The sequence below is a fragment of the Serratia sp. (in: enterobacteria) genome, from assembly GCF_052400455.1.
GTDB lineage: Bacteria > Pseudomonadota > Gammaproteobacteria > Enterobacterales > Enterobacteriaceae > Serratia > Serratia ureilytica.
In genome coordinates this window covers 3,146,667-3,173,448 of the sequence record NZ_CP185812.1, presented here as the reverse complement: position 1 = coordinate 3,173,448, position 26,782 = coordinate 3,146,667, and the positions used below count along the sequence as shown (strand labels likewise).

Below are 26,782 nucleotides of genomic sequence, written 5' to 3'. Positions count from 1 at the left end.
GATGGGCGGCTGGGCATCAATCGTTAGGGGGGATGCGGAACCCTTTCAATGAAACGATAAAGTGTTCTTTTCCTTTGGAGATCTTGGCGCCTTTATCGCACCACAGGCTGGCAAGCTGGAAGAAATCGTCGCTGCCGATGTCGTAAGCCAGTTCGATTTTCTTGGCTGTGCCGGCGCGGATGAGCTTTTCTGCTTCCTGGTGGTTTGCAGCTTTAATTATGGTCATGGGCGAAATCCTTGGTGTTAAGCCAGAACGGATAATCGCTAATCATCATATGGCCATATTGTGACAGTTTTGTGATGAAAGGATGACGATAACCGCAGGCGCGGCGTGCGGCGTGCCGCGCCTTTGCGGTGAAAATGCGTTGTCGATTACCGATCGTGCGGGCGAACGAATGCGCTTTTCTTCTGAGATTTGAAGTGTTTATAGAGCGCATAGCCCGCAATGCCGGCCAAGACGGCCAGGAGGGCAAGAGATCCTGTGGCCATGAACATCACCTCCGAATAAGAATGGCAAGGAGGCGTATTTGTGACATTCATCACTTTGCAGGGCAATGAGACCAATCTGTAATCGGGAAGGCGTGATGCGAGAAGGGCAAAAAAAAAGCGCCTATAGGGAGGCGCATAAAGATTTGCAACACAGCTTGTCATGTTCAACACCAGGAGGAGTGGTGAACTGACGCCATTCTAAGCGGCCGTGATTGCGTGAGGTATAGGTATTCTCCGAAAGCGTCATTACCACTCATAGCCTAACTGAATGTTGTAATCGGGATCCTGGTTGGTGGAATAAGGATCGGATTGGCGGCGGCGATCGGTTTTCTTCACCGGGCCGTCATACGCGGGATAAGGTTTGGTGCGCGGCTTGCTGCAGCCCGGATGATCGCACTCGATGTCGACGCGAAAACCGTTTTTATCTCGCGCCTCTGCCCAGGTGATCGGCGGTTTCTCGGCCTTGGGCGCGGGTCCAGGCGACGCCGGCGGCTTGGGCGCGGGGGCGACGCTGGGATCGGGGGCTTGATAATTCAGCTCCAGCGCGCCAAGCGGGGCGCTGTAAGCGGCAAAGGCCAGCAGGGCGGCGGCGCTGGCGGCCGGTAATGTGAGCCATCTCGGCATGGTGGATCTCCCTGGATGATTACGCCGGGCAACTATAAAACAGTAAAACGAGAATTACTATCATTTGCCTGCGGCGTAATGGGGATTCAGCTGGCGATCCCGTAGGCAGACGGGGTCAAATCCTGTGCGTTTAGCCGAGATTAACGCCCCTGCACGGCGAAAAAGGTTGCTATTGCCGCTCGCTCGTGAGTTAATGATGTCGGCCTGTGGTACAGACCTATTTATGCACGACATTTTGAGTAAAGTAGTTCAAATTTAAAGCGTTATCCCGGATAGCCCTTCTCTGACGAATTTCCTTTCCAGTGCCTCCATAAGTAACTGATGACCGGCTATCTCGCCCATGGCGGCTAACATTATTATTGAAGGAAATTAGACATGTCCAACATGATCAAAGGTCAAGTGAAGTGGTTCAACGAAGCTAAAGGTTTTGGTTTCATCACCCCAGCAGACGGCAGCAAAGACGTATTCGTACACTTCTCTGCTATCCAGGATCAAGGCTTCAAGACCCTGGCTGAAGGCCAGAACGTACAGTTCTCTATCGAGAACGGTGCGAAAGGTCCATCTGCGGCTAACGTTACCGCTATCTAATTGGCGTCTACCGCTGATTGAATAAAACCCGCCGAGGCGGGTTTTTTTATGCCTGCAATTTGACGGCGCATAAAAAAAGCCCGCAAGTCTGCGGGCAAAAGTTCCTTGTTACTTCTTCATTTGCAAGCGCTTCTCTGGGGGGGGAAACGCCTGAAGACAGGTTACGCGAGGACGGCTTAAGATTCTGCGGTCAAACCGTTAAGAAAGTGAAAATCCAGGCGGCTGCTACGCTGATAGCAGAGACCGGCAGGGCTGGGGCGGTGTCCTTCACCCGGGGTTTTGTAATACACTGATGCCAATCGCAAAGAATGGGGAAGGGTATGCAGGTTAACGATCGAGTGACGGTAAAAACAGATGGCGGCCCACGGCGCGAAGGCGTCATTCTGGCCGTAGAGGTCTTCAACGAAGGTACCATGTATCTGGTGTCTCTTGAGGACTACCCGGCGGGCGTGTGGTTTTTTAATGAAATCGACAGCCGTGACGGCACTTTTGTGGAGCCTTGCGGCGCGCCCGGGCAGTAACTTCGAACAATCTCATTAATTTGCTAACGAAACTGTCTATTTTGAGATTATTTCAATGCGGTAAGAATTTTTTTATCGACGACATAAAAATACCCGTTGCGCTAGCGGGGGATAACGCAGCAGGTATTCTTTTGGTTATCCCAGCGTTTGAGAACCGGATTACGTTATCACCGGATATTTAACGATGGGTAAACAAAGTTGGGGCGTTCTCTACGGTTCAGCGGCTATTGACGAATATTCCACTAGTCAATGTGTCGGTCAAACGGACAACGTGGTAAATGATCTGCTTGTTGTGCGTTTTTATTTTCCGCTTGATGTTTCCCTTGTGGGAAGAGACCGTTTTGGCCTTTATTTGCATCTGGTCTGATATCTGGATGGTGCCTTGCCCGGACATCCACATGCGTAACATGTTCGATTCAGTTTGGCTCAGCGTCACCGGCGTTTGATCCAGAGAGGATTTCTCCACCCGTAGGGATTTTTTCTCGAGATAATGACTAAGTAGCTGATTCATAGTCTCTGGTTTGATGGATTTTGACGATATGATGACGTTCTTGCGAACATATAAATAATCGTCGAAATGTACATTGGTAATAGCCATGAAGATGAAGAATAACGTATCCGGGTGCAGTGAAATCACCCGTTTTATTCGCTCCGTGGCGTTTGCTTCATGGATGAAGCAGTCCTCGTTAATAAACACCAGGCTAGGATTCAACTTACTGCATTTTTCATGCAGGCTGTCAATGTCCTCGATGGCATTAATATGGCGCTTCTTCACGCCATGCGAAGTCAGATAGTCGGTTAACCCCAATCTGGTATAGCTACATGAATCCATGATAATCGTTGGCATATCGCACCCCCACTTAAATCCGTTTTACTGCGGTAATATGAGAAAAAGCCTAAAAAGCCGAAAGGCAAAATGGAACAATAATTCAGTGTAGCGAGTGTTCTATCAATAAACACGACGGCACTCAATGATATTTTCATACTAAACTTATTAATCGCATGAATCTATAAGTTTGGCTTAAGTCAGAGCGATCCGCTACTCGCCCGGCGTCGGCATGATGGGCCTGATTCGCGCTTGGCGCCCGCGCCTGCTGGCATTGTCTGCTGATAATCTGTTCATCATGTCACGAAACAAAATTTTAGTTTGCTAGGAAAAGTCTTAAAAAAAATTCATGTGTCTTTTTTTTGAAGTCTTTTAGCGTGCTTTTTAAGTGCTCAAAAAGCACTCGCTCCTGGGTTCTTCTATTTTTAATCATAAAAATCATTGTCTTATGATTGTCTTGGCACCTTTCGCTAATGATAAGCGCTTCTGTTTTTATCATAACAACAAACAAAAGTTAACATTATTGCTGGAATGTGTAGCTTAATTGTTGCCATAAATCACCATTTTACAATAGGTTATGTGGATATTTATTTCATATGAAATTATTTGTGTGAATGTTTATCGGTGATTGAGTGATTTTTCTAAACTATCGTCTTGCCAGCTGGTCGGCAGGGGCGGCGGCAGGTCGGAGTTGTTTCTGACCCGCGCCGGTTTTAACTTGCTTTTGCACCTTTCAAAAACAGGATGTCGCGGTGAGACAAAATCAATATGGGCAGCCGATAGGCGATGCCCTCCCTCATTGGCAGCCGGCAGGCATGCCCGGGCAAGCGTTACTGTCAGGGCGGTTTTGCCGCCTGGAACCACTGAACCTCGAACGCTGGGGCGACGAGCTTTATCAGGCTTATCAAACCGCCGAGGACGACCGCGACTGGACCTATCTGTTTTGGGCGCGGCCGCAGACACGCGAGGATTTTCAGCATTACCTGCAGGCCCTGGCGTCCAGCGCCGACAGGCGCACGATGGTGGTGATCGATCAGGCGAACGGGCGCGCGGTAGGAACCTGCGCTTTTTTGCGCATCGATCCCGCCAACGGTGCGGCTGAACTGGGCACCATCAACTGGTCCCCGCTGATGAAGCGCAGTGCGCTCGGCAGCGAGGCCATTTTCCTGATGCTGCGCCATTTGTTTGACGATCTGGGTTACCGGCGCTGCGAATGGAAATGCGATAGCCTCAATCTGCCTTCGCGTCAGGCCGCCGAGCGTTTTGGCTTTCGCTATGAGGGCACGTTCCGTCAGGCGGTCGTCGTCAAAGGACGCACGCGCGACACCGACTGGCTGTCGATCATCGATGGAGAATGGCCGGCGCTGCGCTCGGCGTTTGCCGCCTGGCTGTCGCCGGATAACATCGGCGACGACGGGCGGCAAGAACGGCGTTTGCAGGCCTTCCAGCCCGGGTGACGCGCCAGGCGTTTAGGCCGTCTCCGCCAGGCAATGGCGCAGCGAGTCCAGCGTCAGGCGAATGTCCTGTTCCTCCGTCATCCAGTTGACCAGCGCGGCGCGGATCCCCGGCTGGCCGTTATAACGCGTAGGGGTGCAACGCGCCACCCCATGCCGGCTAAGGCGTTCGAGAAAGCGATCGCGCGCCGCTTCGCTGTCGCCCTGTGGATGACTGAGGGCAAAGCACACCACGTTCATATTCACGGGCGCCAACAGATGGAAACCGTCCTCGGCCGCTAACGCCGCTCCCAGCGCCTGCGCCAGTTCGACATTGCGCTCGACGATATCTCGTATGCCGCTGCGGCCATAGGCTTTCAGCGTCAGCCAAAGCGGCAGGGCGCGGAAGCGGCGCGAATTTTCCGGCGTCAGATGCAGATAGTTGTCTGGCCGCAGCGTCGGTGCTTCCAGGTAGGCCGAATGGTTCTGAAATACCTGCATCTGCAGATCCAGATGGCGGGTAAATTGGATCGCGCTGTCATAAGGCACGTTCAGCCATTTGTGCGCATCGACGGTGATGGAATCGGCATGCTGCCAGCCCTCGAGCCTTGGGGCGTAGAGCGGCGAGCAGGCCGCCACGCCGCCGAATGCCGCATCGACATGCAGCCAAAATGGATAACGCTCTCGCAGCGCCAGCAGTTGCGGCAGATCGTCGAAAGCGACGGTATTGACCGTGCCGGCACTGGCCAGTACCAACGTTGGCTGGCCTGCGCTAGCGGCCAGCTGCCGCTCCAGCGCCGCCATATCCATGGCTTCAGACTCCGGCAGGCTGGCGACGATCGTCAATGCCTCGCGGCCGATACCGAGCATGCTGAGCGCCTTCACGCTGCTGGAATGCGGATTGGCTCCCAGAACCCGGATCGGGCCCAACGCCGCCAGGCCTTGTTGGGCGATATCCACGCCGCGCTGTTGCCCCAGCCACTGCCGACCAATGGCCAGCCCGGTGAAATTGGCCATGGTCGCGCCGCTGACCAGGCTGCCGCTGAACGTTTCCGGCAGGCCCAGCAGGGATTTCAATTGCGTCACGGCCGCCAGCTCGATCGTGGCTGCGATGGTATCATGGCTGAGCAGGCTATTTTGGTCTGTCACGCTAACCAGCCAGTCCGCTGCGACCGCCGCCGGGGTGCCGCCGCCGGTGACGAAGCCGAAATAACGCGGGCCGGCGCTGGCGGAAATGCCGGCCTGATAACGTTGCCAAAAGCGCTCCAGCGCCGCCAGGGCGCCTTCGCCGTTTTCGTCGAGCCGATCGTCGCCCGGTTGCAGCTGCTGATGCTCGAGCGGTGGGCAGACCGAGCGTTGCTGCAGCCCAGCCAGGAAATCTTCCGCCAGTTGGCGGGTGCGATCGAGGATCTGCGGAAACTGTGCGAGGTCCTGTTGTAAACGTGGGTGCATGGCGGCTCCGAAAGCGTCAGGGATGATGGGGTAAACATAGAACATTTGCCTGCCGGTCAAAATCGATGAAAAATAACCTTTTTGGATAGCCTGGTTAACCAATGATGAGTGAACGCATTCCCTTGCATGTCTTGCCGACCTTTGCGATCGCCGCCAGGTTGGAAAATTTGCGCGCTGCGGCGCAACAGGTGCATTTGACGCACGGCGCGGTCAGCCAGCAAATTCAGCTGCTGGAGCAGGCGGTCGGCTCTCCGCTGTTTGAACGGCGCGGGCGCGGCGTGCGCCTGAATGCCGCCGGGCGAGAGTTGCTGGCGGCGGTAGAGCCGGCGCTGCAGGCGCTGCAGCAGGGCGTCGCCCGCGCCCGGCGAGCGGCGGCAAGCCAGACGCTGCGCATCAGCGTGTTGCCGTCTTTTGCCCATTACTGGCTGCTGCCGCGTCTGTCGGCTTTTCATGAGGCCTGTGCCGATATTGCGCTGGATATCGATGCGTCGCTGGCGCTGCAGGATCTGTCGCAGCGGGGGTTCGATGCGGCGATCCGCATCGGCAGCGGTCAATGGGCGGGGCTGCAGGCGCAGCGCATCGCAGCGGGTGACGTGTTGCCTGTCGCTTCGCCGGATATGGCGCGAGAATGGGGGGCGGCTTTCGAGAACGGTGGCGATATTCCGTTGCTCGAGCACGACGTCAGTCCCTGGCGCGACTGGTTCAACGCGCAGGGGCGCCCGTTATGCGGGCGGCAACAGGCGTTGTTCAACGATGCCGGATTATTGATTCGCGCGGCGGAGCAAGGGTTTGGCATCGCGTTGGCGAAAAAGCTGCTGGTGCAGGATGCCCTCGACGCGGGGAGGCTGGTGGCCTTGGCCGCGCCCTGTCGCCTGAGCGATGACGACGTTTATCTGGCATGGCCGCAGACCGCCGGGTTGACGCCGGCGGTCACCCGCTTGCTGCAGTGGCTTCAGCAGCAGTTGGCGGCGATTTAGCGGCGTAGCCATTCCGGTTGCGAGGTGCCGAGCGTGGTCGCCGGCAGCGCCCATTGCAGCGCCGTGCCCTGCAGACTCAACGGCGCGCGCAGGCGTTGCGCGGCCCCCCAGTGAGTCAGTTCCGTTTCAGGGTTCTCGTCGGCGCTTCCGGCCGGTGTCAGCGGTTCCGGCCGATAATGCGTCGGGTAGGGATGCGCCAGCAGCAGCTGCGCCGTCCGCGCCAGCGACAAGCGCGCGCGATAGCCGGTGCCGCGGTACAGGCGCTGCGTCATACCGGTCAGCACCGCCGCCGCCATCAAATAGCCGGTAGCGTGATCCAGCGCCTGTACCGGCAGCGGCACCGGCAAACTGGCGCTGCGCCAAACCATGCCCGCCTCCGCCAGCCCGCAGCTCATCTGCACCAGACTGTCGAAACCGCGCCGGGTGCGCCACGGCCCGCTCCAGCCGTAGGCATTCAGGCAGACGTCGATCAGGCCCGGCGCCAGCGCGTGCCTTTCCTCCGCGCCATAGCCCAGTTTCTCCAGCGCGCCGGCGCGGTAGCCGTGCACGATCACGTCGGCGTTTCTCAGCAGGTGCTCAAACGTATGGCGATCGCGCGCATTGGTCAGATTGAGGCGCGCGCTGCGCTTGCCCAACATCACTTCGTGTTCGACCCCGGGCTCATCCCACCCGTAAGGGTCGATACGCAGCACGTCGGCGCCCAAGCCGGCGAGAAAACGCGTGGCGATCGGCCCGGCGAGAATGCGCGTCAGGTCCAGTACCCGCACGCCGTGCAGCGGCCGGGCGACGGGCAGCGTCCAGCCGGGCGATGGCGCTTCCGGCTGCAATGCGGTGTGGATCAGCGGTTCGAGCGCCACGCTTTTACCCTGAATATGTTGTCGCCACGCGGCCGCCGAACGCATTTGCGCTGCGCAGCCGCCGGCCGCGATCACCGCTTCCTCCAGCTCGCTTTTTTTCCAGGCCAGCACACGTTCCGCCAGCGCGCCTTTCTTCGATGCCGGGCCCAGCACCTGCTCCACCGCTCGCCGATGGTGCGGCGCATTGGTATGCAGGCGTATCCAGCCGTCCGCCGTGGCGTAGTCGCCGGCCAGCGCGTCCCAGGCGGCGGGCAGCGTCCAACCCAGCGGGCGCAGCGTCCAGCCGAACCAAAGCGAGGCCAGGCGTTGATCGACCCAAACCTGCTGCGCGGCGGCGCCCTCGCGCCGCAGCAGCTCGGCGCAGGCTAAACCTGCGGCGCTCCAGGCGGCGGTGGCCAATTCGGTCACGGGAAAAGCCGAAGGCAATGCACCGGTGCCGCTTACGGTGAGGCGATCGGCGGGGGCGGGGCATTGCCCGAGGCTTTGCCAAATCTCGTCGAGCAGAGTGTGGATCAGGGGAGTCATCGGCCGCTCCTTGTGGGTAAACGGAAATATAGCCTAGCGTAGCCCACTGTCGGCGGCCTTGCTAAGGTGCGACGTCGAGAGTGCGGCCGTCGGCCAGTTTGGCGCGTACGCTGTGGGGCGCCACGCCGCCGAAAGGCTGCGCGCTGAAATTGGCGGTCAGGGTCGATCCGTCACTGAACGTCGTCTGTTGCACCCAGCCGTCCCGATCGAGCCAACGGAAGTCGGTTAACGCTTTATCCCACAAGGCCTGATGCAGCGGCCGGAAGGCAGCATCGGCGCGTTTTATCGCCGGTAAGCGCGCCGCCAGAGTGGTGCGGCTCAGGTGGAACATCGGCGCGGTGTTGTACAGCTGGCTGAGCAGGCTGCGGGTGGTCTGAACGTCGCTGAATTTCAGATTGTCGTAATTCCAGTGGTGGCTGCTGACGATAGCATCGTGGAAAACGGCCTGGTACAGCGGCAGGCGGTAACGCGGATCGAATTCGACGGTACGGTAGGGCTGGTTCACTTTGGCGGGGCGGAAGAAAAACGCCGGTTGGGCGTTGGGCCACCAAGCGCCGAGATAATAGGGCGAGGATTTATCCTGATTCATCTGTTTATCTCCCCAGCCGAATCCCCAGGTTTCCATGCCGTGGGCGAACATCAGGCTGCGCGCGGTCACTGCGTTGCCATCCTCTGAGCCCAGCGGTAACTTAAGGGTGGCGCTGAACCAGGCGAGCCGGGCGTTGCGGGCTTCGGCCATCTGCGCCGCGCCGGTTGGGTGGTCGGGCTGATAGTCGTCGGACACCATGCCGGTGCCGTCCACATCGAGAAACAGGCTGTTCAACCCGGCCAATTGCACCAGTTCGCGCATGCGCTGTTGAGAATAGGGCAGGACACAGCCTGGATTGAGGTAATAACCCTGTTTACCGAAGCCGGGTTTCCTGCTGCCGTCTGCGCGCACGATGGCGCAGGATTCCCGCAGCGTCGTCGGCAACTGCGCGGTGAGCCAGCTGTCGTTGACGCCGCGCGCGATGGCGGTATCGTAGGAATCGTAGCTGGCGATCAGATAACCGGCCGCTTTGGCGGCGGCTACCGCTTGCGGGTGCAGGAAGGCGGCGGTCCAGTTATCGGTGCCCAACCACAGGCGCGGCAAACCGGCCTGGCGCAGCGCGTCGATCACCGGTTTGGCCAACCCTTGCCCCCAACCGTCCGCTGGGGTTAACCAGCGTCCCAGCTCCCGTTGCGCCAGCGCCCGCACTGCGGCGGCCTGGCGCTGCTGCGCCTGCAGAAAGTCGGCGTCATCCGGCGTCGCGCCAAGCGCGAACTGCGCCGTCAACGCCCGGTTGATGCCGTCGATCAGGGGCTGTTGTTGCCAGCCCTCCGGCGTTTTTCCCGCCAGCCGCAGCAGCAAGCTTCTGCTCTCGGCGTCCATCTTCTGCCGCAGCGCTTCGGCGGCGGGAGAAGCGAAGTAGTGCAGTAATCCCGGCCAATCCTTGACATCTTCCGCCGCCAGCAATTGGTCGCCCCACAGATAGATATGGGTAGCGCCGATCAGCTTGTCGCCTTCGGGCGCCTGCTTGATCTTCTCGCGCAGGCTGCTGAACCGGCCGTTTTGTTGCAGATAGTCGCGGTAACGGCGGGCGCCGGACAGCGGGGTGTTGCCGACGTGCAGCAGCACCTCGAATGCCTGTTGTTGATTGAAGCGATTGAATTGGTGGCTGGCGCGCATCGCCAGCTTTTCCTGCGCGGTGGCGAAGGCTATCTGGTTACTGAACGGCGTCAACATCAGCCAGCTGTAGACCTTACCCTGGTGTTGCAGGCTCCACAGCGGCAGTTTCAGATCCCAGTTGGTATCCAGCGGCGTCATTTCCGTCGTCAGGTAATGACGCCAGACCGCGTTGTCCAGCGGGATGCGGCTGCCTTCGCCGATCGGCAACAGCAGCGTTTCCCCCTGCGGCATACGATACCAGTTCAGGGTTTGCGGCCGATCGCTGCTGAAGCTCAGGCGCAGATCGCCGCCTTCCAGACGGGCGCTGACGTTGATTGCGCGTTGCGGCCATCGCCAGCTGGCGCGTCGTGGCGTTGCGGTAAGATCCGTTACCTGCTGCGCAGGCTGCGCCAGATTGATCGGCACCGGGCCTGCGGCGATATGCAGCGTGGCAGGGTCGAGTTCAAATTGCACGTCGCCTTGCTGCAGCAGTAAGGCATCGGCGGGAAAACTGATGAGCAGCGCCAGCGCGAGCGGGGAAAACCGTTGTTTCATCAGGGGCGTCCTTGGAAGATGAAAGAGGGCAGTTTACCGATAAGCGCACTGTCACCCAATGTCGCCATCTTCTATTTGTGACATCGAAATATAAACGCCGTATTCCAGTTTATTTTTCGTTTAATAAATTAGCCTTTACTTCATTACCCGACGTCACTATACTCAGCCAAAATTTCAGTGGAGAAACCCAATTGGACAGTTGTAGTTGTAATAAAACAAATAAGGCAAGCTGACCAATTCTCTTCTGATTTGTTGCTTGCCGTTATCGGCGGGCAGCACCCCTCTCCAGTTATTTCTGAGCTGTGCATACCCGAATAAGAAACGTTTCCTGATGCCTGACGGTTTCAGGTGAATTGAGTTGGACGTTATTATGGTATTCTGCAGCCACAGCCTTTTCCCTCCAGGCACAGCACGCTGATTCGCTGATTTATTTTCAGCGCGATTTCGCGTGTGCTAAACAGCACATGATTTTATCTCCTGCGGTTAATTAAGGGGACAGTCATGGCTATGACTCCTTTCGTTTTGAATTTATTGCTGGCGATGTGCCTGGGCGCGGTCATTGGCGCCGAACGCCAGTGGCGCCAACGCATGGCCGGCCTGCGCACCAATGCGCTGGTGGCGACCGGCGCGGCGGTCTTTATTCTCAGCTCCATGTCCACCGATCCGGCCAGCGCCGGCCGTGTGGCGGCGCAGATCGTATCCGGTATCGGCTTCCTCGGCGCCGGCGTGATCATGCGTGAAGGGCTTAATATTCGCGGCCTCAATACCGCCGCCACGCTGTGGTGTTCGGCGGGGATCGGCGTACTGTGCGGCCTGGGCCAGCATTGGGATGCGGTGGTCGCTACGCTGGTGATCCTGTGCGCCAATATCCTGCTGCGCGAAGCCGCGCAGCGCATCAATCTGCAGCCGCATCAGCAGGCGACCGATCTGGAACTGTGCTATCGCATTCAGGTGACCTGCGGCGAGCAGGACGAAATTCTGGTGCGCACCCTGATCCTGCAGGCGCTGAACGGCGTCGCCTTGCGGCTGCAATCCTTGCGCAGCGCCGATATTTCGAGCCCGGGGCAGTTGGAAGTGTGCGCGGAAATTACCGCTACGCCGGCCGCGCAAAAAGAAATCGAAGGTATTGTCTGCCGCGTCAGTCTGGAAAAAAGCGTGAGCGCCGTTCGCTGGCGCGTCGCGTCCGAATTACCGGTCTGATTAATGATATAAATATTGATTAACTTGATTATATGTTCAGGTTTATTCATGCACGCCTTGAATAACGCTGAACATTAAGGAGGCGTTATGGACGATGACCCCGGAAGGAAAATGATCCCAGCGTGGCTGACAGGGTAATTCCGCCATTTAGTCACGCTAATAAAAAATTCCAAGCTGCGCATAGTCACCTGTTTATCGGGCGGGGCTTCGCTGTGCGCAGAACTAAAATAAGAGAATAGCGTTATGACTCAGATTAATGAAAGAACGCGTCGCCGTGATAAAGACGCGGTGACCTACGCCATTGCGCAAGAGGCCACCAACAGCATCGCTCAAACGCTGGCGAACCTGAAGTGCAACCGCAACGGCTTGACCCAGGACGACGCCGATGAGCGGCTGGAGCAGTTCGGCGCCAACCAGGTCGCCCATGACAAGGCGCCGCATGCCCTGATCCAGCTGATCAAGGCCTTCAACAACCCGTTTATCTTCGTGCTGATGGTGCTGGCTGCGATCAGTTTCTTTACCGATTATTGGCTGCCGCTCCAGAGCGGTGAAGAAACTGAACTCACCGGCGTCATTATCATCCTGACCATGGTCACGCTGAGCGGGCTGCTGCGTTTCTGGCAGGAATACCGCACCAACAAAGCGGCGGAAGCGCTGAAATCGATGGTGCGCACTACCGCCACGGTGCTGCGCCGCAGCAGCTACAGCGCGCATCCGCTGACGCTGGAAGTGCCGATCCGCGAACTGGTGCCGGGGGATATCATCCAGCTCTCCGCCGGTGACATGGTGCCGGCCGACGTGCGTCTTATCGCCTCGCGCGATCTGTTCATCAGCCAGGCGATTTTGACCGGCGAGGCGATCCCTATCGAGAAATACGATGCGATGGGCAACGTGGCGCAGAAGTCGAGCGAAGGGGAAGTGTCCAGCGAGAACGCGCTGCTTGAGCTCTCCAACATCTGTCTGATGGGCACCAACGTCGCCAGCGGTACCGCTACGGCGGTGGTGGTGGCGACCGGCGGGCGCACCTACTTCGGCTCGTTGGCCAAGTCGATCGTCGGGACACGGGCGCAGACTGCGTTCGATCGCGGGGTGAACAGCGTCAGCTGGCTGTTGATTCGCTTCATGCTGGTGATGGTGCCGGTGGTGTTGCTGATCAACGGCTTCACCAAAGGCGACTGGAGCGAAGCGGCGCTGTTCGCGCTGGCGGTGGCGGTCGGCCTGACGCCGGAAATGCTGCCGATGATCGTCAGCTCCAACCTGGCGAAAGGGGCGATCGCCATGTCGCGTCGCAAGGTGGTGGTGAAGCGTTTGAACGCCATTCAGAACTTTGGCGCCATGGACGTGCTTTGCACCGACAAGACCGGCACGCTGACCCAGGACCGCATCATTCTCGAGCACCACATCGACGTCAACGGCGCCAGAGATAACGAGGTGCTGCACCTGGCCTGGTTGAACAGCTTCCATCAGAGCGGCATGAAGAACCTGATGGATCAGGCGGTGATCCGCTTTGGCCGCGGCAAACCGGGGATTGAAGCCCTGGGGCGTTTCAGCAAGGTGGATGAGCTGCCGTTCGATTTCGTGCGCCGCCGTTTGTCGATCGTGGTGGCGGATGAGAATGGCCGCCAGCAGCTGATCTGTAAGGGCGCGGTGGAGGAGATGCTGGAGATCGCCACCCACGTGCGCGAAGGCGATCAGACGCTGGTGCTGGACGACGCGCGCCGTGCGGCGTTGCAGGCGCTGGCCCGCGAATATAACGAAGACGGTTTCCGCGTGCTGGTGCTGGCGACGCGCGAGCTGGATGCGCAACGCCCGGCCGAACCGCTGAGCGTGGCCGACGAGCGCGATATGGTGGTGCAAGGGCTGCTGACCTTCCTCGATCCGCCGAAGGAGAGCGCTCAGCAGGCGATCGCCGCGCTGCAGGAAAATGGCGTGACGGTGAAGGTGCTGACCGGCGACAACCCGGTGATCACCTGCAAGATTTGCCGCGACGTCGGGCTGGAGCCGGGCGAGCCGCTCTCCGGGCTGCGGATTGAACAGATGGATGACGAAGAACTGGCGCGCGAAGTGGAACAGCGCACGGTCTTCACCAAGCTGACGCCGCTGCAAAAATCGCGGGTGCTGAAAATGCTGCAGGCCAACGGCCATACCGTCGGCTTCCTCGGCGACGGCATCAACGATGCGCCGGCGCTGCGCGACGCCGACGTCGGCATCTCGGTCGACACCGGTACCGATATCGCCAAGGAGTCGGCGGACATCATCCTGTTGGAAAAGAACCTGATGGTGCTGGAAGAGGGGGTAATCAAAGGGCGCGAGACCTTCGGCAATATCATCAAGTACTTGAACATGACCGCCAGCTCCAACTTCGGCAACGTGTTCTCGGTGTTGGTGGCCAGCGCCTTCATCCCGTTCCTGCCGATGCTGGCGATCCACCTGTTGATTCAGAACCTGATGTACGACATTTCTCAGCTGTCGCTGCCGTGGGACAAGATGGACAAAGAGTTTCTGCGCAAACCGCGCAAGTGGGACTCCAAAAACATCGGGCGCTTTATGCTGTGGATTGGGCCGACCTCGTCAATCTTCGATATCACGACGTATGCGCTGATGTGGTACGTATTCGCCGCCAACAGCGTGGAACACCAGGCGCTGTTCCAGTCCGGCTGGTTCATTGAGGGGCTGCTGTCGCAAACGCTGGTGGTGCATATGTTGCGCACCCAGAAGATCCCGTTCATTCAGAGCACGGCGGCGCTGCCGGTCTTGCTGACCACCGGGTTGGTGATGGCGCTCGGCATCTACATTCCGTTCTCGCCGCTCGGCGCCCTGGTTGGCTTGCAGCCGCTGCCGTGGGAATACTTCCCGTGGTTGGCCGCTACGCTGGTCAGCTACTGCGTGGTCGCACAGTTGATGAAGCGTTTCTATATCCGCCGCTTCGGCGAGTGGCTCTAAGCCGCCTCGGCGTTCACTTCGGGGGCGAAATTCTTCGCCCCCGCACCGCTACAGCAGTTTGTTGACCAGCAGGCCGAGCATGATGGTCAGCGTGAAGGAAAACAGCGTGCCGAGCAGCACATACTCGGTACGCATCTTATCGTCACTTTGGCGCAGATCGCCGAAACGGAAGATAGATTTGGCCGCCAGCAAAAAACCGATCGCCGGAATTTGCCCCAGCAGCACAAAGGTCAGGATCAGCGTTCTTTCCAGATAGCCAATCTGTTTGCCCGCGCGCAGCAGCGAATCGTTGTCGGCCTTGGCCGAAGGCGGCATTTGCGGCGTCCAGCGCGCCAGCAGTTGCCCAATCAGCAGGCTCATCGGCAGATAAATCAGGCTGTAGGCCACCAGCACCAGGCCGGTTTGCCAACTCCCCAGTTGCCGTCCCAACGCCGCGAGCAGTTCACCGGCATTCGGCGTCAGCCCCAGCCACAGCAAGGCGATCACCGCCAGATGCAATCCCTGATCGAGCAAAAAGCTGCGGGCCGGGCTCAGGCGGTTCATGGCGGTGACTTTCAGCAAATCGATCAGGTAGTGGCTGACGGCGATAACCAGCAGGCTGACCAGCACCTGCAGTGAAGACAGTCCGCCGTGCAGCAGGCCGAAACCGGCCACCACCCAGGCGGCCAGCACCCCATGCAGCAACGCGTGCAACAGCAGAAAACGCGAACGCGCGCGATGTTGGATTTTATCTTCCACCCAACTCAGCGGCTGCAGCGGAAAATCTGCCAGCAGATGGACGATCAACAGCCAGGCCAGTAAAGGCGCATAGGTCAGATCCATAGTCAGACGATCCTGTTAATGGCGTGAATAAACCGCATGATCTCCTCATAGGCCGCGCGTTTGAGCGTGGCGGAGACCGTGGAAGCGGCTTTTTGCAGCTGCTCGGCTACGGCCGCGCCGCTGTCGGCGAACATTCTCGCCTGGACGATGCGCGCTTCGGTCTGCGACAAGCGGCCAATGACATGATCTAACATCGGCAGCAGATCGCTGACAATGGCGTTTGTCCGATCGTTGTCGGTTTTCAGAGCCAGGCGGCAATTTTTCGTCATGGCGTCCAGCGCGCTGCCGGAGTTGATAAAGGCGCTGCCGTAACCGGCGGCGTCGGGCCGTTGGCTACCCAGCCCGACGGCGATGCGCGCATCCCAGTGCGCGGCGCCCATCGCCCGAAGCGCAGTGCGAATATACACCGCCAGCAACAGCCCGTCCTCCGGCGCGGCCTGCGCCTGGAAGGCATCGCCGCGAAAGATTTCCACCTGGCGCAGCCGCCCGTCGCGCTGCAGCCGATCGAGCAGGCTGTGCAGCCCGTTGAGGTAGTTGACGGTGTCTGACCGGCGTGAATCGACCAGATCGCCGCTGATTACGCTGATTGGCGTCGGCATGGCGTGATCCGTTGTGGATGGGGGATGACTATAAATTCGCACCTGAATACGAATATGTCAATAATTCGTCTCTAAAGGCGAATTTTACAAGTGTTGGTCGGTGGAGGCGAAACGTCGGGGGCGAAGAGAAAGGGAGAGAGACGGCCGGGAATGCGCGGACCTGTCAGGCCCGCCACCGGCGGCGTAGACGGAAAGAGGCCGGCGACCGGCCGTTCAGAAGCTTTTGACCAGCACGTCACGCGGCATTTCACTGCCGTGTTTCAGCAGGTGCTCAAACGATCTTTCGCTGCTTTTCAGCTGCTGCAAAAACTCCTGCGGCGACAGATCGTGCTTTTTGCCGCTCATGTAAGCCAGCGCCAGTTCTTTTGCCTGATAGCGGGAGAAATTGTACATAGTGTCCTCGATACGGTGAATGTCAGTGCTCACGATTGTAGCGAAAGAGCACATAATGAACAGCCGCTTTGGCGTATGGAATCGATAGCCGAAACTTAACTTGCCGGTTGCAACAGCTCATCGCACAGGCGTTTGATGACCTGGGTTTGCGGCAGGCCGTTGTGCAACATCTGGCGGATATGCTCCGCATCGCTGATGCCCCGGCGCACATGGCGCTCGACCGCCTGCAGCACGGCCCGATCCTCCTGCCGCTCGGCGAAGCCGCTCAGCGTGTCGAGGGTGTGCAGGATATGTGCGGTCAGGCTGCAGCGGCGCAGCGTGGCGGGATCGACGTATTCGGCGGCGAAACCGCTGCGATAGGCGTTGATCTTGTTGTAGTTGGTGAAGGCATCGTACTCCGGCGCGATCGGCGTGCGGTGTTGCAACAGAAAATCGGCCAGCAGACGGCAGTAGCCGACCAGCAGCGTGGCGTGCGCGAGGCGCAGCGGCGTATCGCAGATGCGGATCTCTACCGTGCCCAGCTCCGGTTTCGGCCGCGCATCCCAGTAAATATCCTTGACGCTGTCGATGACGCCGGCGGCATGCAGCCGGTCATAGTAGGCGTTGAATTCGCGCCAGCTGTAGATGTGTTCCAGGCAGCCGTAATTGGGGAAAGAATTCTGTGCGCTGAAACGGGAGCTGGCAAAGCGCGTATCGACGCCCTGGTACAGCGGTGACGAAGCGCTGAGCGCGATCAGCTGCGGAAAATAGGGCGTCAGCGCATGGCACAGGTACATCGCCTCGTCTCCGTCGTTGACGCCGAGGTGGATGTGTTGGCCGAATACGCAGGCCAGCTTGGAGAGATAGCCAAAGCGGCTGGCCAGCTGCCTGTAGCGCGCGTTGTCGCTGATGACCTGCTTGCGCCAGTCGTTGCTCAGGTGGCGGCCGCCGCCGCAGACGTCACAGCCCTGGCGCCGTGCGCTGCGCCGGACGGTATCGGTCAGGGCGCGCAGCTCGGCGTGCAGCGCATCGAGATCGCGGTGCACCGAGCTGTTCAGTTCCACCATCGACTTGGTGAGCTCATGTTTGACGCGTCGGCGGTCGCCGACCGCGCTGACCACCCGGTCAGCCCGATCCGTAAGATCGTAGTGCTCGTCATCGACCAGTTGCAGCTCTATTTCGGTGCCGATGGAGAGTCTTTCCGACGGTTTGAATGTGAGCGGCATGGCGCCTCCTTCCCATAAAAACAGCGTAAGATAAGTATAAGTTGTTGGGCTGGGGATAACGCCTTGCGTTTTATATTTGCTTTTTCGAATATGAAGGTGATATTTTCACGAGCGATTTGTGGAGCAGATAAAGGTTAACGGGAGTGCGACATGACGTCATTGACGCCGCTGAAGCTGTTTAAAAACTTGTCGGATGAGACGCGTCTGACGCTGGTGCTGGTGCTGCGCCACGCCGGCGAGCTGTGCGTGTGCGAGCTGTCGGGCGCACTGGCGCTGCCGCAGCCCAAAATATCAAGACATCTGGCGATGCTGCGTGAAAGCGGGCTGTTGCTCGATCGGCGCGATGGCAAGTGGATACATTATCGCCTGTCGCCGCATATGCCGGCCTGGGCGGCGGCTATTATTGAGCAGGCTTATCAGTGCCGATCAGAACAGATGATGGAATTGGCGCAACGCGCGGCGAAAGGTTGCCCGTAACGATAAAAAATTTGCCCTAACATATTCGAAAAAACATATATGTAAACTTGAAGAAGCAGCGAGGCGGCGATGATAGTGGCGGGGACAATCTTTATTCTGACGTTGATTTTGGTGATTTGGCAACCGAAAGGGCTGGGCATCGGTTGGAGTGCGTCGATCGGGGCGGGATTGGCATTAGTGAGCGGCGTGGTGCACGTCGGTGATATTCCCGTGGTGTGGCAGATAGTCTGGAATGCGACCGCGACCTTCATCGCCGTCATCATCATTAGCCTGCTGCTGGATGAAAGCGGCTTCTTCACCTGGACCGCCTTGCATGTCGCACGTTGGGGCAACGGCAAAGGTCGATGGCTGTTTACCTACATGTTGCTGCTAGGGGCTGTAGTGGCGGCGTTGTTCGCGAACGACGGCGCCGCGTTGATTCTGACGCCGATCGTGATCGCCATGCTGTTGGCGCTCGGTTTTCGTCCTGCTGCCGTGCTGGCTTTCGTCATGGCGGCGGGCTTTATCGCCGATACTGCCAGCCTGCCGCTGGTGGTGTCCAACCTGGTAAATATCGTTTCAGCGGATTTCTTCCGGCTGGGCTTTACGGAGTATGCGGCGGTGATGGTGCCGGTCAACCTTGCCGCCGTCGCGGCGACGCTGGTGATGTTGCATCTGTTCTTCCGCAAGGATATTCCGCAGCGCTACGCATTGACGCGTTTACCGGTGCCACGGGAAGCGATTCGCGATCGCGCGACGTTTCGGACCGGCTGGGCCGTATTGGCGCTGTTGTTGATGGGTTTTTTCGCCCTGGAGCCGCTCGGCGTGCCCGTCAGTTTGGTCGCCGCTTGCGGCGCCCTGGTTTTGCTGGCGGTGGCGAAACGCGGGCGAGCGATCGATACCGGTAAAGTGTTGCGCGGGGCGCCCTGGCAGATCGTCATTTTCTCACTGGGCATGTATCTGGTGATCTACGGGTTGCGCAACGCCGGTTTGACCGATTGGCTGTCCGGTGTGCTGGACGCGTTGGCACGGCAGGGGCTGTGGGCGGCGACGTTTGGCACCGGTTTCCTGAGCGCATTTCTCTCTTCCATCATGAATAACATGCCGACGGTATTGGTGGGGGCGTTGTCTATCGACGGCAGCAGTGCGGAAGGCGTCATCAAACAGGCGATGATTTACGCTAACGTTATCGGCAGCGATCTCGGCCCCAAAATTACCCCGATTGGCAGCCTGGCGACGTTACTGTGGCTGCATGTGTTGGCACAAAAGAACATCGTCATTACCTGGGGCTATTATTTCCGCGTGGGGCTGGTGATGACGTTACCGATTTTGTTTGTCACCCTGGCCGCGCTGGCATTGCGGCTGTCCGTTTTGCCCTGACCGGAGAAACCGTCATGAGCGACATCAAGATTTACCATAACCCGGCCTGCGGCACGTCGCGCAATACGTTGGCGTTGATCCGCAACAGCGGCGTTGAGCCAGAGGTGATTTTGTATCTGGAAACGCCGCCAAGCCGCGAACGATTGATTGCGTTGCTGGCCGAAATGGGCATGACGCCGCGCGCGTTGCTGCGCAAAAACGTCGAGCCTTACGCCGAGCTGAAGCTGGACGAAGCCGACTGGCGCGATGATCAACTGATCGATTTCATGCTGCAACAGCCGATCCTGATCAACCGCCCCATTGTGGTGACCCCGCTCGGCACGCGTTTGTGCCGTCCGTCGGAGGTGATGTTGGAGATTCTGCCGGATCCGCAGCGCGGCGCCTTCAGCAAAGAGGACGGGGAGCCGGTGATTGATGCGCAGGGCCACAGGATAACCAACGGCTAATCGCTGCGGCCCCGCATTTCATCCAATCAGTGCAGTTCGGCGCCGCTGCGATCGGCCAGCGCTTCCAGCAGCGGGGCGGAAGGCACGAAGAACAGGGTGCCGGTCACCGCGTGGCTAAAATCGAGCAGCCGATCGTAGTTGCCGGCCGGGCGGCCGATAAACATGTTTTCCAGCATCTGCTCGATCGGCTGCGGGGAGCGCGCATAGCCGATAAAGTAGGTGCCGAACTCGCGCAGGCCGGGGCGGCCGAACGGCATGTTGTCGCGCAGAATTTTCACCTCGTTGCCTTGCTCGTCGGTGATGGTGGTCAACGAACTGTGCGACGACGACGGTTTGACCGCTTCATCCAGCTCGATATTGGACTGTTTATGGCGGCCGATGATCTTCTCCTGCGTTTCCACGCTGAGCGAATTCCAACCCTGCATATCGTGCAGGTATTTCTGCACCAGCACATAGCTGCCGCCGCTGAACGCCGCGTCTTCGTCGCCGATCACCGTGTAGTCGAAGGCTTCGTGCCCCTCCGGGTTCTCCGTACCGTCGACGAAGCCGATCATGGCGCGCTGATCGAAATAACGGAAGCCGTGCACCTCCTCGATCACCGTCACGGCGTCGCCGAGCTTGGCGGTCAACTGAGAGGCCAGTTCAAAACACAGATCCATTTCATCGGCGCGGATGTGCAGCAGGATGTCGCCAGGCGTGGCGACCGCAACGCGCTCCCCGCTGCCGATCGGGCTGAACGGATGCAGTTGGCGAGGGCGCGGCGCGCCGAACAGCGTATCCCAGGCCTCGGAGCCGAAGCCGCAGACGCAGGTGAGATTGCCCGCCGGCGCGCGTTTGCCGACCGAACGTACCACGGCGGCGATATCGCCGCACCAGGCGCGCACCGCCGCCAGATGGGCGGGAACGGGCGACAGGGTGGCGACGATGAAAATGGCATGGCGCGTGACCGGCGTGAATACGGCTTGCGGCGGGGTGTTATTTGCATTCATTGCATTCGGCTCCAGTGTGTTCGGGTGAAATAGATCAGATCAAATTAAAGTGCTCATCGGGTTTCATCGGCGGTGGCAGCGGGCTTTGGTCGTTCATTTCCAGCAGGTTGCGCTCGATGGTGTTGCAAATGGCGTTTAACGGCAGATGGTTGGCCGACACGCCGAACGGATCCTCCAGCTCTTCGGCCAGTGAGTCCCAGGATAAGAAGGTATAGGAAATGAACACCGAAACAAACGGTGTCATGTAATGCAGATCGGTCACCAGGGCAAAAGGCAACAGGCTGCAGAACAGGTAAACGGTGCGCTGCAGGATCAGGGTATAGGCGAACGGCACCGGGGTGCTGGCGAGCCGTTCGCAGCCGCCGAGGGTGTGAGACAGTTCGCTCAGCTTATCGTCGATCAGCCCGAAGGTGATGTCGCTCAGCAGGCCCTGACGGCGCAATTTGCCGATTTCCTGGCCCAGCATCAGCAGGATGCGGTTGGTCGGCATCGGGCTGGCGATCACCTCGGCCAGCTCGTTGCCGGTGAGATTGTGGTACAGATCGGCGGTGGGGTCGGTGCCGCGCAGCTGATGCTTCAGGCTCCAGCTAAAGGCGATCAGCAGCTTGGCGACCTTTTGCTGCACCGCCGGTTCGTCCGGCAGCAGGCTTTTGATCTGGCGCAGCAGGGTGCGTTCGGTAATCAGCAGCGAGCCCCACAGGTTGCGCGCTTCGACAAAGCGGCTGTAGCCGGCGTTATTGCGAAAGCCAAGAAAAATGGCGATGGCGATGCCCAACAGGCTGAACGGCGCGATGGTCAAATGCACGCCGAGCTGTTCGTACCATTGGTAGCTGATCACCGCCACTATCGACATCAGCACGTTCAGCGACAGGCGAAAGGTAATTTTTGACAGCACGGAACCGTGCCAGGCGAACAGGCGAAAAAACCAGTTCTGGTGCGGGCGAATTATCATAACGTGGGTGCTTCCTGGTGTCCTGCTATTGAGAATAGTCGATTCTTATCCGGCGGCGCTATGCCGCCGTTGTCGATTGCCAGAGCCGTTGCGGGTGCGTATAGACGGTGGCGCGCCCCGGTTTGCTGAAGCCCACCAGCGTCAGGTTGCTGCGCTCGGCCACTTCCACCGCCAGACGGGTGGCGGCGGAGACGGCGAACAGGATCTCGACGCCGCACATGGCGGACTTTTGCACCATTTCATAGCTGGCGCGGCTCGAGACCAGCGCCGCCCCTTGCGACCAGGCCTGTTGGCTGCGGTAACCCAGCAGTTTGTCGAGCGCCACATGGCGGCCGACGTCTTCACATCCGCCGCTGAGCGCGCCGTCCGGCTGGATCCAGGCCGCCGCATGGGTGCAGCCGGTCAGTTTTCCCACCGTTTGCACTTCCTGCAGTTGAGCCAACGCCCGGTCGAGCTGGGCCAAATCGAAACGTTGGGTGAAGGGCAGCGGTGCGATGGGCTGAGCAACCTCCTGCAGCTGCTCGACCCCGCAGACGCCGCAGCCGGTGCGGCCGGCCAGGCTGCGGCGCTTCTCTTTCAGCTGCATAAAGCGGCGGCTCGAGAGCTCTACATGCACTTCAATGCCGTTGCAGGCCGGTTGTTGACGGATGTCGTAGATATCGTCGGGGGAGGCGATGATGCCTTCGGACAGCGAAAAACCGATGGCGAAGGCCGCCAGATCTTTTGGCGTCGCCATCATCACCACGTGGGAAATGCCGTTGTACACCAGGGCGACCGGCACTTCTTCCGCCAGCCAATCCTGCTGCGCCTGAGCCAGATCGGTGCGCTGCCAGACCGCATGGCGAGACAGGCAGGCCTGTTCGATGTCGTCGGTTTCTGCGAGGAGTAGGTGCTTGTTCATAACGTTCTCGTGACCGCCGGTGACGAGGCGCCGACGGGGATGAATGCTTATTGAGCAGGTGTGGACATTATACAGGATTCTGATCCCGCTCGCGTAGGGAATCACGCCCTGCAGGTTATCCACAGTTTTAGTGGATAACGTGTGTGCAAGGCAGCGTGAAACCGTTAGCAGGCGTAAAAAAAAATCGCTCAGAAAATTATTATATTACGCGGCAAAGCGCGATCCGCAGGGGGATAGGGGGTTGTACGCGTTCGCGTTTTGTTTATGCCTTACTGTATAAATATACAGTTTGGTTATGATTATGCTGAGTACTTTAAGGTTGTATGCTTTTTCACCAGGTGAGCCCCTAACGTTACCGCTGTTTGCCGATCGCGTGGCCTGCGGTTTTCCCTCCCCGGCGCAGGACTATGTCGAGAGCCGGCTGGATATCGGCAAACTGCTGCTACGGCACCCCAACGCCACCTACTTCGTGCGCGCCAGCGGTGAGATGGAGCGAGCAGGATGGATCAGGCACTGAATTTTTCACTCAGCTATGCGCAGTTGATCCGGGAAGCAGAAGATGCGATTAAAAAATGCAATCTGAACCAGGGCGGGATGGGTTACACCCTAGAGTTGGGTAAGGCTTCTGTCATTCTGAGTTTCTGGTACGGTCTGGCGCTGCAGGGCTATCCGGGCACAATAATGGATGAACGTGTTGATGCCGACCGGCTGCGCCTGTATGTCCTCATCATAAGAGAGAGGAGTGACATCGTGGCAACGGTTAACGTCCGCCGGCCGTCGCCGCTGTAGCGACGGATGCTGATTGTGCTGGCCGAACCTGCGCGCCCCCTGCCTGCTGCTGTGGCGCGCGGACGGAACGATCAAGTCGCCGCCAACGGCAAAAACCGGGAATTGAACGGGCGCATACGTTGGGTAGATACCGGGGAAAGCAGGCAGATCAGGAACGACATCAGAAAGTCCTGTACTACCGACAGATTAAGAAACTGAGTATCCGAGAAACAGCAGACGCGACAGGCTACAGTACTTCCCAAGTTTGTCGCATTCAGGCCTTCTATAAAGAAGTTGAGACTGATTAAAAAGCAGCCTTAATGTACAATAATTTTCGATATCCAAACTGACCCCATGAACAATCAATGAGTTAGAGGTGAAAGATGATTTCATACAAAAAAATCATACCTGCTCTTGTCATATTCGCTTTATCTAATGCTGTGGCATATGCGAATGATTTCGACAAATCAAATGAAGCGATGGCAATTTCAGCAATAGGTTTTTCTGGCTCAAATGCTCGTGTTGCACATGATGTTTGTGGGGCAACCAATGAGAAAATTGATAAATATAAAAAACAAATAAAAGACTCATTAACTAGAACATTAAAGTATGAACAGTCAGGATTCGATACGCATTGGGATAATGGTTGGAAAAATGCTGATTTTTTGGTTAAGTCATTAAGTAATGATGAAGCCTATAAAAAAGAATATTGCCGAGAGGTTTTAGATGGAATTAATAATCCTGAAATGAATTAAGGATTATTCCTTATTCGGGATTCTACGCCGGAACCCCAGATTTTTCCGTCCGCTAAAATTATCCCCGGTTGAGCAGCTTTATACCGTCAGCTCGCAGTGGACCATCAGGGGAAATGTGGCGGTACAGCGTTTGTCGGGTTATCCCAAGCTCCTGGCATAACGTACTGACTTTCGTCTCTGGCCGTCCCATTGATGCCATTGCCAGTCGCAATTTTATTGGCGTCATTTTGTAAGGCCGTCCGCCGTTCCTCCCGTGGGCTCTTGCTGAGGCAAGGCCTGCCGCTGTTCTTTGCGGCGCTGTACGCAGCAGAGACCGACGGCCGCGCGCGACTGTCTCGACACCCGCTTAGTCCCGCCCTCTGGTCAAATGCAGGCTGACGTGTACAGTCTGCAGGCAGAGGATTTCGTCTGGCAACCGGTATCGCCCGCCGTCGGCGCCGTTCGCAATGACAATCCCTCACTCATCCTGCCCATCGATACGCCAACGGTCTGAGTGCCGCATTATCCACAGTTTTGGTGGATATCATGTGTGCAAACACACGTGAAGAACGCCAAAAGCTGCAGGAAAAATCGCTCAGAAAATTATTATATTACGCGGGAAAGCGCGATCCGCAGGGGGATTGGGGGTTGCACGCGTTCGCGTTTTGTTTATGCTTAACTGTATAAATATACAGTTTGGTTATGATTATGCTGAGCAATTCAAGGTTGTATGCTTTTTCATCAGGTGAACCCCTAGCGTTACCGCTGTTTGCCGATCGCGTGGCCTGCGGCTTTCCTTCCCCGGCGCAGGACTATGTCGAGAGCCGGCTGGATATCGGCAAGCTGCTGGTGCGGCACCCCAACGCCACCTACTTCGTGCGCGCCAGCGGCGAGTCGATGATCGACGGCAATATTCAGGATGGCGATCTGCTGATTGTCGACAGCGCCCTGACGCCGGAGCACGGCAATATCGTGATCGCTGCGGTGGACGGTGAATTCACCGTCAAAAAGCTGCAGCGCCACCCCGACGTGCGGCTGTTGCCGATGAATCCCGCCTACGCGCCCATCGTGTTCGACGACGAAGCGCAGCTGGAGATCTTCGGCGTGGTGACCTTTATCGTCTACGCGGCGCTGTAACCATGTTTGCCCTGGTAGACGTCAACAGCTTCTACGCTTCCTGCGAGACCATCTTTCGGCCCGACCTGCGGGGGCGGCCGGTGATTGTGTTGTCCAACAACGACGGCTGCGTGATCGCCCGCAGCGCCGAGGCGAAGGCGCTGGGCGTGCCGATGGGCGCGCCTTATTTCAAGATCAAAGAGGAGATGCGCCGTCGCAACGTCGCGGTGTTCTCCTCCAACTACGCGCTGTACGCCGATATGTCCCGCCGGGTGATGGACACGCTGGAGGAGATGGCGCCGGCGGTGGAGATCTATTCACTGGACGAAGCCTTTCTGCGGCTGGACGGCGTGGCGCGCTGCGAGGCGCTGGAACCGTTCGGCCAGCGGGTGCGCGATCGCATCCGGCGCGAGCTGCATTTGACGGTCGGGGTTGGCATTGCGCCGAGCAAAACGCTGGCCAAGCTGGCCAACTTCGCGGCCAAGAAATGGCGCGGCACCGGCGGCGTGGTGGATTTATCCGATCCGGCGCGCCAGCGCAAACTGCTGGCGTTGCTCCCGGTGGAAGAAGTGTGGGGCGTGGGCCGCCGCCTGACGCGCCAGCTGCAGGCGATGGGCATTCACACCGCGCTGCAGCTGGCGGACTGCGATACCCGGCTGGCGCGTAAAACCTTCAGCGTGGTGCTGGAGCGCACGATACGTGAGCTGCGCGGCGAGTCATGCCTGCAATGGGAGGATGAGGCGGCGGCGAAAGAGCAGATCATCTGTTCCCGCTCGTTCGGCCAGCGGTTGACGCACTACCCGCATATGCGCGAGGCGATCTGCAGCTATGCCGAACGCGCCGCCGAAAAGCTGCGACAGGAAAAGCGCTATTGCCGCAACGTGTCGGTGTTTATCAAAACCAGCCCGCATTCGGCGGGCGAAGGGTATTACAGCAATATGGGCACCGCCCGGCTGCAAACCCCGAGTAACGACAGCCGCGACATCATCGCCATGGCGGTGCGTGCGCTGGAAAGCATCTGGCAGGAGGGGCGACGTTACCTGAAGGGCGGCGTGGTGCTGGGAGATTTCAGCGCCGCCGCTATGGCGCAGATCGATCTGTTCGACGACTGCCCGCCGCGCCGCAACAGCGAGCGCCTGATGGCGACCCTCGATCGCCTGAATCAGGAAGGGCGCGGGCGCGTATGGTTCGCCGGGCAGGGGATCGTCAAACCGTGGCAAATGAAGCGCGACATGCTGTCGCCGGCCTACACCACCCGGCTGGCGGACATTCCCGTGGTGCGGCTGGGGGAGCGGGCGCCGCGCGCTGCCGAATCGAAGGAAGAAAAACGCCGCGGGTGACAAC

General features: G+C 58.6%; 26 protein-coding genes and 3 pseudogenes. 16 read left to right on the top strand and 13 right to left on the bottom strand.

What is annotated here, in order from left to right; all coding sequences use genetic code 11:
- Positions 1-16 precede the first annotated feature (16 nt).
- A complete protein-coding gene (locus ACORQT_RS15495; protein ID WP_004935132.1) occupies positions 17-226 on the bottom strand; it encodes a hypothetical protein in 210 nt (69 codons plus the stop codon).
- 509 nt (positions 227-735) lie between these two features.
- Positions 736-1,113, bottom strand: a complete 378-nt coding sequence (locus ACORQT_RS15490) for a hypothetical protein (RefSeq protein ID WP_116286298.1) — start codon at positions 1,111-1,113, stop codon at positions 736-738.
- A 375-nt stretch (positions 1,114-1,488) separates the two neighbouring features.
- Between ACORQT_RS15490 and cspE the strand changes: the two genes are divergently transcribed.
- On the top strand, positions 1,489-1,701 hold the full coding sequence (cspE, locus tag ACORQT_RS15485) for a transcription antiterminator/RNA stability regulator CspE (RefSeq protein WP_004935122.1): 213 nt from the start codon (positions 1,489-1,491) through the stop codon (positions 1,699-1,701).
- Positions 1,702-2,021: 320 nt separating this feature from the next.
- Positions 2,022-2,222 (top strand): protein DsrB, encoded by a 201-nt coding sequence (dsrB, locus tag ACORQT_RS15480; RefSeq protein WP_033643594.1) that lies wholly within the window; start codon positions 2,022-2,024, stop codon positions 2,220-2,222.
- A 217-nt stretch (positions 2,223-2,439) separates the two neighbouring features.
- On the opposite strand, the gene rcsA is transcribed toward dsrB, so the two are convergent.
- Positions 2,440-3,069, bottom strand: coding sequence for a transcriptional regulator RcsA (gene rcsA, locus ACORQT_RS15475; protein ID WP_019453510.1), 630 nt, complete (start codon positions 3,067-3,069; stop codon positions 2,440-2,442).
- 794 nt (positions 3,070-3,863) lie between these two features.
- Here rcsA and ACORQT_RS15470 point away from each other — a divergent pair.
- Positions 3,864-4,505, top strand: coding sequence for a GNAT family N-acetyltransferase (locus tag ACORQT_RS15470; protein ID WP_033643593.1), 642 nt, complete (start codon positions 3,864-3,866; stop codon positions 4,503-4,505).
- Positions 4,506-4,517: 12 nt separating this feature from the next.
- On the opposite strand, the gene ACORQT_RS15465 is transcribed toward ACORQT_RS15470, so the two are convergent.
- Positions 4,518-5,933 (bottom strand): pyridoxal phosphate-dependent decarboxylase family protein, encoded by a 1,416-nt coding sequence (locus tag ACORQT_RS15465; protein WP_147838094.1) that lies wholly within the window; start codon positions 5,931-5,933, stop codon positions 4,518-4,520.
- Between the two features lie 101 nt (positions 5,934-6,034).
- Between ACORQT_RS15465 and ACORQT_RS15460 the strand changes: the two genes are divergently transcribed.
- On the top strand, positions 6,035-6,910 hold the full coding sequence (locus ACORQT_RS15460) for a LysR substrate-binding domain-containing protein (RefSeq protein ID WP_047025420.1): 876 nt from the start codon (positions 6,035-6,037) through the stop codon (positions 6,908-6,910).
- Here ACORQT_RS15460 and ACORQT_RS15455 read toward each other — a convergent pair.
- Both ACORQT_RS15455 and ACORQT_RS15450 read right to left on the bottom strand, forming a co-directional pair.
- Complete coding sequence (locus ACORQT_RS15455; RefSeq protein WP_033643591.1) at positions 6,907-8,292, bottom strand: CoA transferase; 1,386 nt, start codon at positions 8,290-8,292, stop codon at positions 6,907-6,909. The genes ACORQT_RS15460 and ACORQT_RS15455 overlap by 4 nt on opposite strands.
- Before the next feature lie 61 nt (positions 8,293-8,353).
- Positions 8,354-10,534: a glycoside hydrolase gene (locus ACORQT_RS15450; RefSeq protein WP_072627403.1), complete on the bottom strand. Its 2,181-nt coding sequence runs from the start codon at positions 10,532-10,534 to the stop codon at positions 8,354-8,356.
- 501 nt (positions 10,535-11,035) lie between these two features.
- Here ACORQT_RS15450 and ACORQT_RS15445 point away from each other — a divergent pair.
- Together ACORQT_RS15445 and mgtA are read left to right on the top strand one after the other, a co-directional pair.
- Positions 11,036-11,734 (top strand): MgtC family protein, encoded by a 699-nt coding sequence (locus ACORQT_RS15445; protein WP_025303346.1) that lies wholly within the window; start codon positions 11,036-11,038, stop codon positions 11,732-11,734.
- Positions 11,735-11,977: 243 nt separating this feature from the next.
- Positions 11,978-14,677 carry a magnesium-translocating P-type ATPase gene (mgtA, locus tag ACORQT_RS15440; protein WP_033643589.1) on the top strand — a complete coding sequence of 900 codons (2,700 nt, stop codon included), beginning with the start codon at positions 11,978-11,980 and terminating at the stop codon, positions 14,675-14,677.
- 48 nt (positions 14,678-14,725) lie between these two features.
- On the opposite strand, the gene ACORQT_RS15435 is transcribed toward mgtA, so the two are convergent.
- The 4 genes from ACORQT_RS15435 to ACORQT_RS15420 form a co-directional block, all read right to left on the bottom strand.
- Positions 14,726-15,499, bottom strand: coding sequence for a DUF3307 domain-containing protein (locus ACORQT_RS15435; RefSeq protein ID WP_072627404.1), 774 nt, complete (start codon positions 15,497-15,499; stop codon positions 14,726-14,728).
- Positions 15,500-15,501: 2 nt separating this feature from the next.
- Complete coding sequence (locus ACORQT_RS15430; protein WP_046687361.1) at positions 15,502-16,098, bottom strand: hypothetical protein; 597 nt, start codon at positions 16,096-16,098, stop codon at positions 15,502-15,504.
- 213 nt (positions 16,099-16,311) lie between these two features.
- Entirely contained in the window at positions 16,312-16,491 is a 180-nt protein-coding gene (locus tag ACORQT_RS15425; protein WP_004935085.1) for a hypothetical protein, read from the bottom strand.
- A gap of 95 nt (positions 16,492-16,586) precedes the next feature.
- Positions 16,587-17,696: a YbdK family carboxylate-amine ligase gene (locus ACORQT_RS15420; protein WP_342173660.1), complete on the bottom strand. Its 1,110-nt coding sequence runs from the start codon at positions 17,694-17,696 to the stop codon at positions 16,587-16,589.
- 150 nt (positions 17,697-17,846) lie between these two features.
- On the opposite strand from ACORQT_RS15420, the gene ACORQT_RS15415 reads away from it, so the two are divergent.
- The 3 genes from ACORQT_RS15415 (at position 17,847) to arsC (ending at position 19,978) form a co-directional block, all read left to right on the top strand.
- Positions 17,847-18,173, top strand: a complete 327-nt coding sequence (locus ACORQT_RS15415; protein ID WP_033650826.1) for a metalloregulator ArsR/SmtB family transcription factor — start codon at positions 17,847-17,849, stop codon at positions 18,171-18,173.
- Positions 18,174-18,242: 69 nt separating this feature from the next.
- The gene (locus tag ACORQT_RS15410; RefSeq protein WP_072627406.1) at positions 18,243-19,532 is read left to right on the top strand and encodes an arsenic transporter; all 1,290 of its coding nucleotides are present in this window, start codon (positions 18,243-18,245) and stop codon (positions 19,530-19,532) included.
- A 14-nt stretch (positions 19,533-19,546) separates the two neighbouring features.
- Positions 19,547-19,978, top strand: coding sequence for a glutaredoxin-dependent arsenate reductase (arsC, locus tag ACORQT_RS15405; protein ID WP_072627407.1), 432 nt, complete (start codon positions 19,547-19,549; stop codon positions 19,976-19,978).
- A gap of 26 nt (positions 19,979-20,004) precedes the next feature.
- On the opposite strand, the gene ACORQT_RS15400 is transcribed toward arsC, so the two are convergent.
- The 3 genes from ACORQT_RS15400 to fdhD are packed head-to-tail and all read right to left on the bottom strand — an operon-like array spanning position 20,005 to position 22,820.
- Positions 20,005-20,967: a Dyp-type peroxidase gene (locus ACORQT_RS15400; RefSeq protein WP_033643584.1), complete on the bottom strand. Its 963-nt coding sequence runs from the start codon at positions 20,965-20,967 to the stop codon at positions 20,005-20,007.
- A gap of 34 nt (positions 20,968-21,001) precedes the next feature.
- Complete coding sequence (locus tag ACORQT_RS15395; protein WP_033643582.1) at positions 21,002-21,919, bottom strand: bestrophin family protein; 918 nt, start codon at positions 21,917-21,919, stop codon at positions 21,002-21,004.
- 58 nt (positions 21,920-21,977) lie between these two features.
- Complete coding sequence (gene fdhD, locus ACORQT_RS15390; RefSeq protein WP_042784906.1) at positions 21,978-22,820, bottom strand: formate dehydrogenase accessory sulfurtransferase FdhD; 843 nt, start codon at positions 22,818-22,820, stop codon at positions 21,978-21,980.
- Between the two features lie 295 nt (positions 22,821-23,115).
- Between fdhD and ACORQT_RS15385 the strand changes: the two are divergent.
- The 7 genes and pseudogenes from ACORQT_RS15385 to umuC form a co-directional block, all read left to right on the top strand.
- A pseudogene (locus tag ACORQT_RS15385) lies at positions 23,116-23,307 on the top strand (DNA polymerase V); the annotation flags it as partial.
- A 14-nt stretch (positions 23,308-23,321) separates the two neighbouring features.
- Complete coding sequence (locus ACORQT_RS15380; RefSeq protein WP_072627410.1) at positions 23,322-23,609, top strand: hypothetical protein; 288 nt, start codon at positions 23,322-23,324, stop codon at positions 23,607-23,609.
- Positions 23,610-23,683: 74 nt separating this feature from the next.
- Positions 23,684-23,896 (top strand): annotated as a pseudogene (locus tag ACORQT_RS15375) (resolvase); the annotation flags it as partial.
- A 75-nt stretch (positions 23,897-23,971) separates the two neighbouring features.
- A complete protein-coding gene (locus ACORQT_RS15370; RefSeq protein WP_126502249.1) occupies positions 23,972-24,343 on the top strand; it encodes a hypothetical protein in 372 nt (123 codons plus the stop codon).
- Between the two features lie 313 nt (positions 24,344-24,656).
- A pseudogene (locus ACORQT_RS15365) lies at positions 24,657-24,836 on the top strand (SOS response-associated peptidase family protein); the annotation flags it as partial.
- Between the two features lie 188 nt (positions 24,837-25,024).
- Positions 25,025-25,459: a translesion error-prone DNA polymerase V autoproteolytic subunit gene (gene umuD, locus ACORQT_RS15360; protein ID WP_072627412.1), complete on the top strand. Its 435-nt coding sequence runs from the start codon at positions 25,025-25,027 to the stop codon at positions 25,457-25,459.
- A gap of 2 nt (positions 25,460-25,461) precedes the next feature.
- Positions 25,462-26,778, top strand: a complete 1,317-nt coding sequence (umuC, locus tag ACORQT_RS15355; RefSeq protein WP_042784903.1) for a translesion error-prone DNA polymerase V subunit UmuC — start codon at positions 25,462-25,464, stop codon at positions 26,776-26,778.
- Positions 26,779-26,782: the final 4 nt, after the last annotated feature.

Bases quoted from the DNA above. Each gene is read 5' to 3' on its own strand.
- ACORQT_RS15495 (WP_004935132.1), bottom strand. From the start codon at position 226: ATGACCATAATTAAAGCTGCAAACCACCAGGAAGCAGAAAAGCTCATC.
- ACORQT_RS15490 (WP_116286298.1), bottom strand. From the start codon at position 1,113: ATGCCGAGATGGCTCACATTACCGGCCGCCAGCGCCGCCGCCCTGCTG.
- cspE (WP_004935122.1), top strand. From the start codon at position 1,489: ATGTCCAACATGATCAAAGGTCAAGTGAAGTGGTTCAACGAAGCTAAA.
- dsrB (WP_033643594.1), top strand. From the start codon at position 2,022: ATGCAGGTTAACGATCGAGTGACGGTAAAAACAGATGGCGGCCCACGG.
- rcsA (WP_019453510.1), bottom strand. From the start codon at position 3,069: ATGCCAACGATTATCATGGATTCATGTAGCTATACCAGATTGGGGTTA.
- ACORQT_RS15470 (WP_033643593.1), top strand. From the start codon at position 3,864: ATGCCCGGGCAAGCGTTACTGTCAGGGCGGTTTTGCCGCCTGGAACCA.
- ACORQT_RS15465 (WP_147838094.1), bottom strand. From the start codon at position 5,933: ATGCACCCACGTTTACAACAGGACCTCGCACAGTTTCCGCAGATCCTC.
- ACORQT_RS15460 (WP_047025420.1), top strand. From the start codon at position 6,035: ATGATGAGTGAACGCATTCCCTTGCATGTCTTGCCGACCTTTGCGATC.
- ACORQT_RS15455 (WP_033643591.1), bottom strand. From the start codon at position 8,292: ATGACTCCCCTGATCCACACTCTGCTCGACGAGATTTGGCAAAGCCTC.
- ACORQT_RS15450 (WP_072627403.1), bottom strand. From the start codon at position 10,534: ATGAAACAACGGTTTTCCCCGCTCGCGCTGGCGCTGCTCATCAGTTTT.
- ACORQT_RS15445 (WP_025303346.1), top strand. From the start codon at position 11,036: ATGGCTATGACTCCTTTCGTTTTGAATTTATTGCTGGCGATGTGCCTG.
- mgtA (WP_033643589.1), top strand. From the start codon at position 11,978: ATGACTCAGATTAATGAAAGAACGCGTCGCCGTGATAAAGACGCGGTG.
- ACORQT_RS15435 (WP_072627404.1), bottom strand. From the start codon at position 15,499: ATGGATCTGACCTATGCGCCTTTACTGGCCTGGCTGTTGATCGTCCAT.
- ACORQT_RS15430 (WP_046687361.1), bottom strand. From the start codon at position 16,098: ATGCCGACGCCAATCAGCGTAATCAGCGGCGATCTGGTCGATTCACGC.
- ACORQT_RS15425 (WP_004935085.1), bottom strand. From the start codon at position 16,491: ATGTACAATTTCTCCCGCTATCAGGCAAAAGAACTGGCGCTGGCTTAC.
- ACORQT_RS15420 (WP_342173660.1), bottom strand. From the start codon at position 17,696: ATGCCGCTCACATTCAAACCGTCGGAAAGACTCTCCATCGGCACCGAA.
- ACORQT_RS15415 (WP_033650826.1), top strand. From the start codon at position 17,847: ATGACGTCATTGACGCCGCTGAAGCTGTTTAAAAACTTGTCGGATGAG.
- ACORQT_RS15410 (WP_072627406.1), top strand. From the start codon at position 18,243: ATGATAGTGGCGGGGACAATCTTTATTCTGACGTTGATTTTGGTGATT.
- arsC (WP_072627407.1), top strand. From the start codon at position 19,547: ATGAGCGACATCAAGATTTACCATAACCCGGCCTGCGGCACGTCGCGC.
- ACORQT_RS15400 (WP_033643584.1), bottom strand. From the start codon at position 20,967: ATGAATGCAAATAACACCCCGCCGCAAGCCGTATTCACGCCGGTCACG.
- ACORQT_RS15395 (WP_033643582.1), bottom strand. From the start codon at position 21,919: ATGATAATTCGCCCGCACCAGAACTGGTTTTTTCGCCTGTTCGCCTGG.
- fdhD (WP_042784906.1), bottom strand. From the start codon at position 22,820: ATGAACAAGCACCTACTCCTCGCAGAAACCGACGACATCGAACAGGCC.
- ACORQT_RS15380 (WP_072627410.1), top strand. From the start codon at position 23,322: ATGGATCAGGCACTGAATTTTTCACTCAGCTATGCGCAGTTGATCCGG.
- ACORQT_RS15370 (WP_126502249.1), top strand. From the start codon at position 23,972: ATGATTTCATACAAAAAAATCATACCTGCTCTTGTCATATTCGCTTTA.
- umuD (WP_072627412.1), top strand. From the start codon at position 25,025: ATGATTATGCTGAGCAATTCAAGGTTGTATGCTTTTTCATCAGGTGAA.
- umuC (WP_042784903.1), top strand. From the start codon at position 25,462: ATGTTTGCCCTGGTAGACGTCAACAGCTTCTACGCTTCCTGCGAGACC.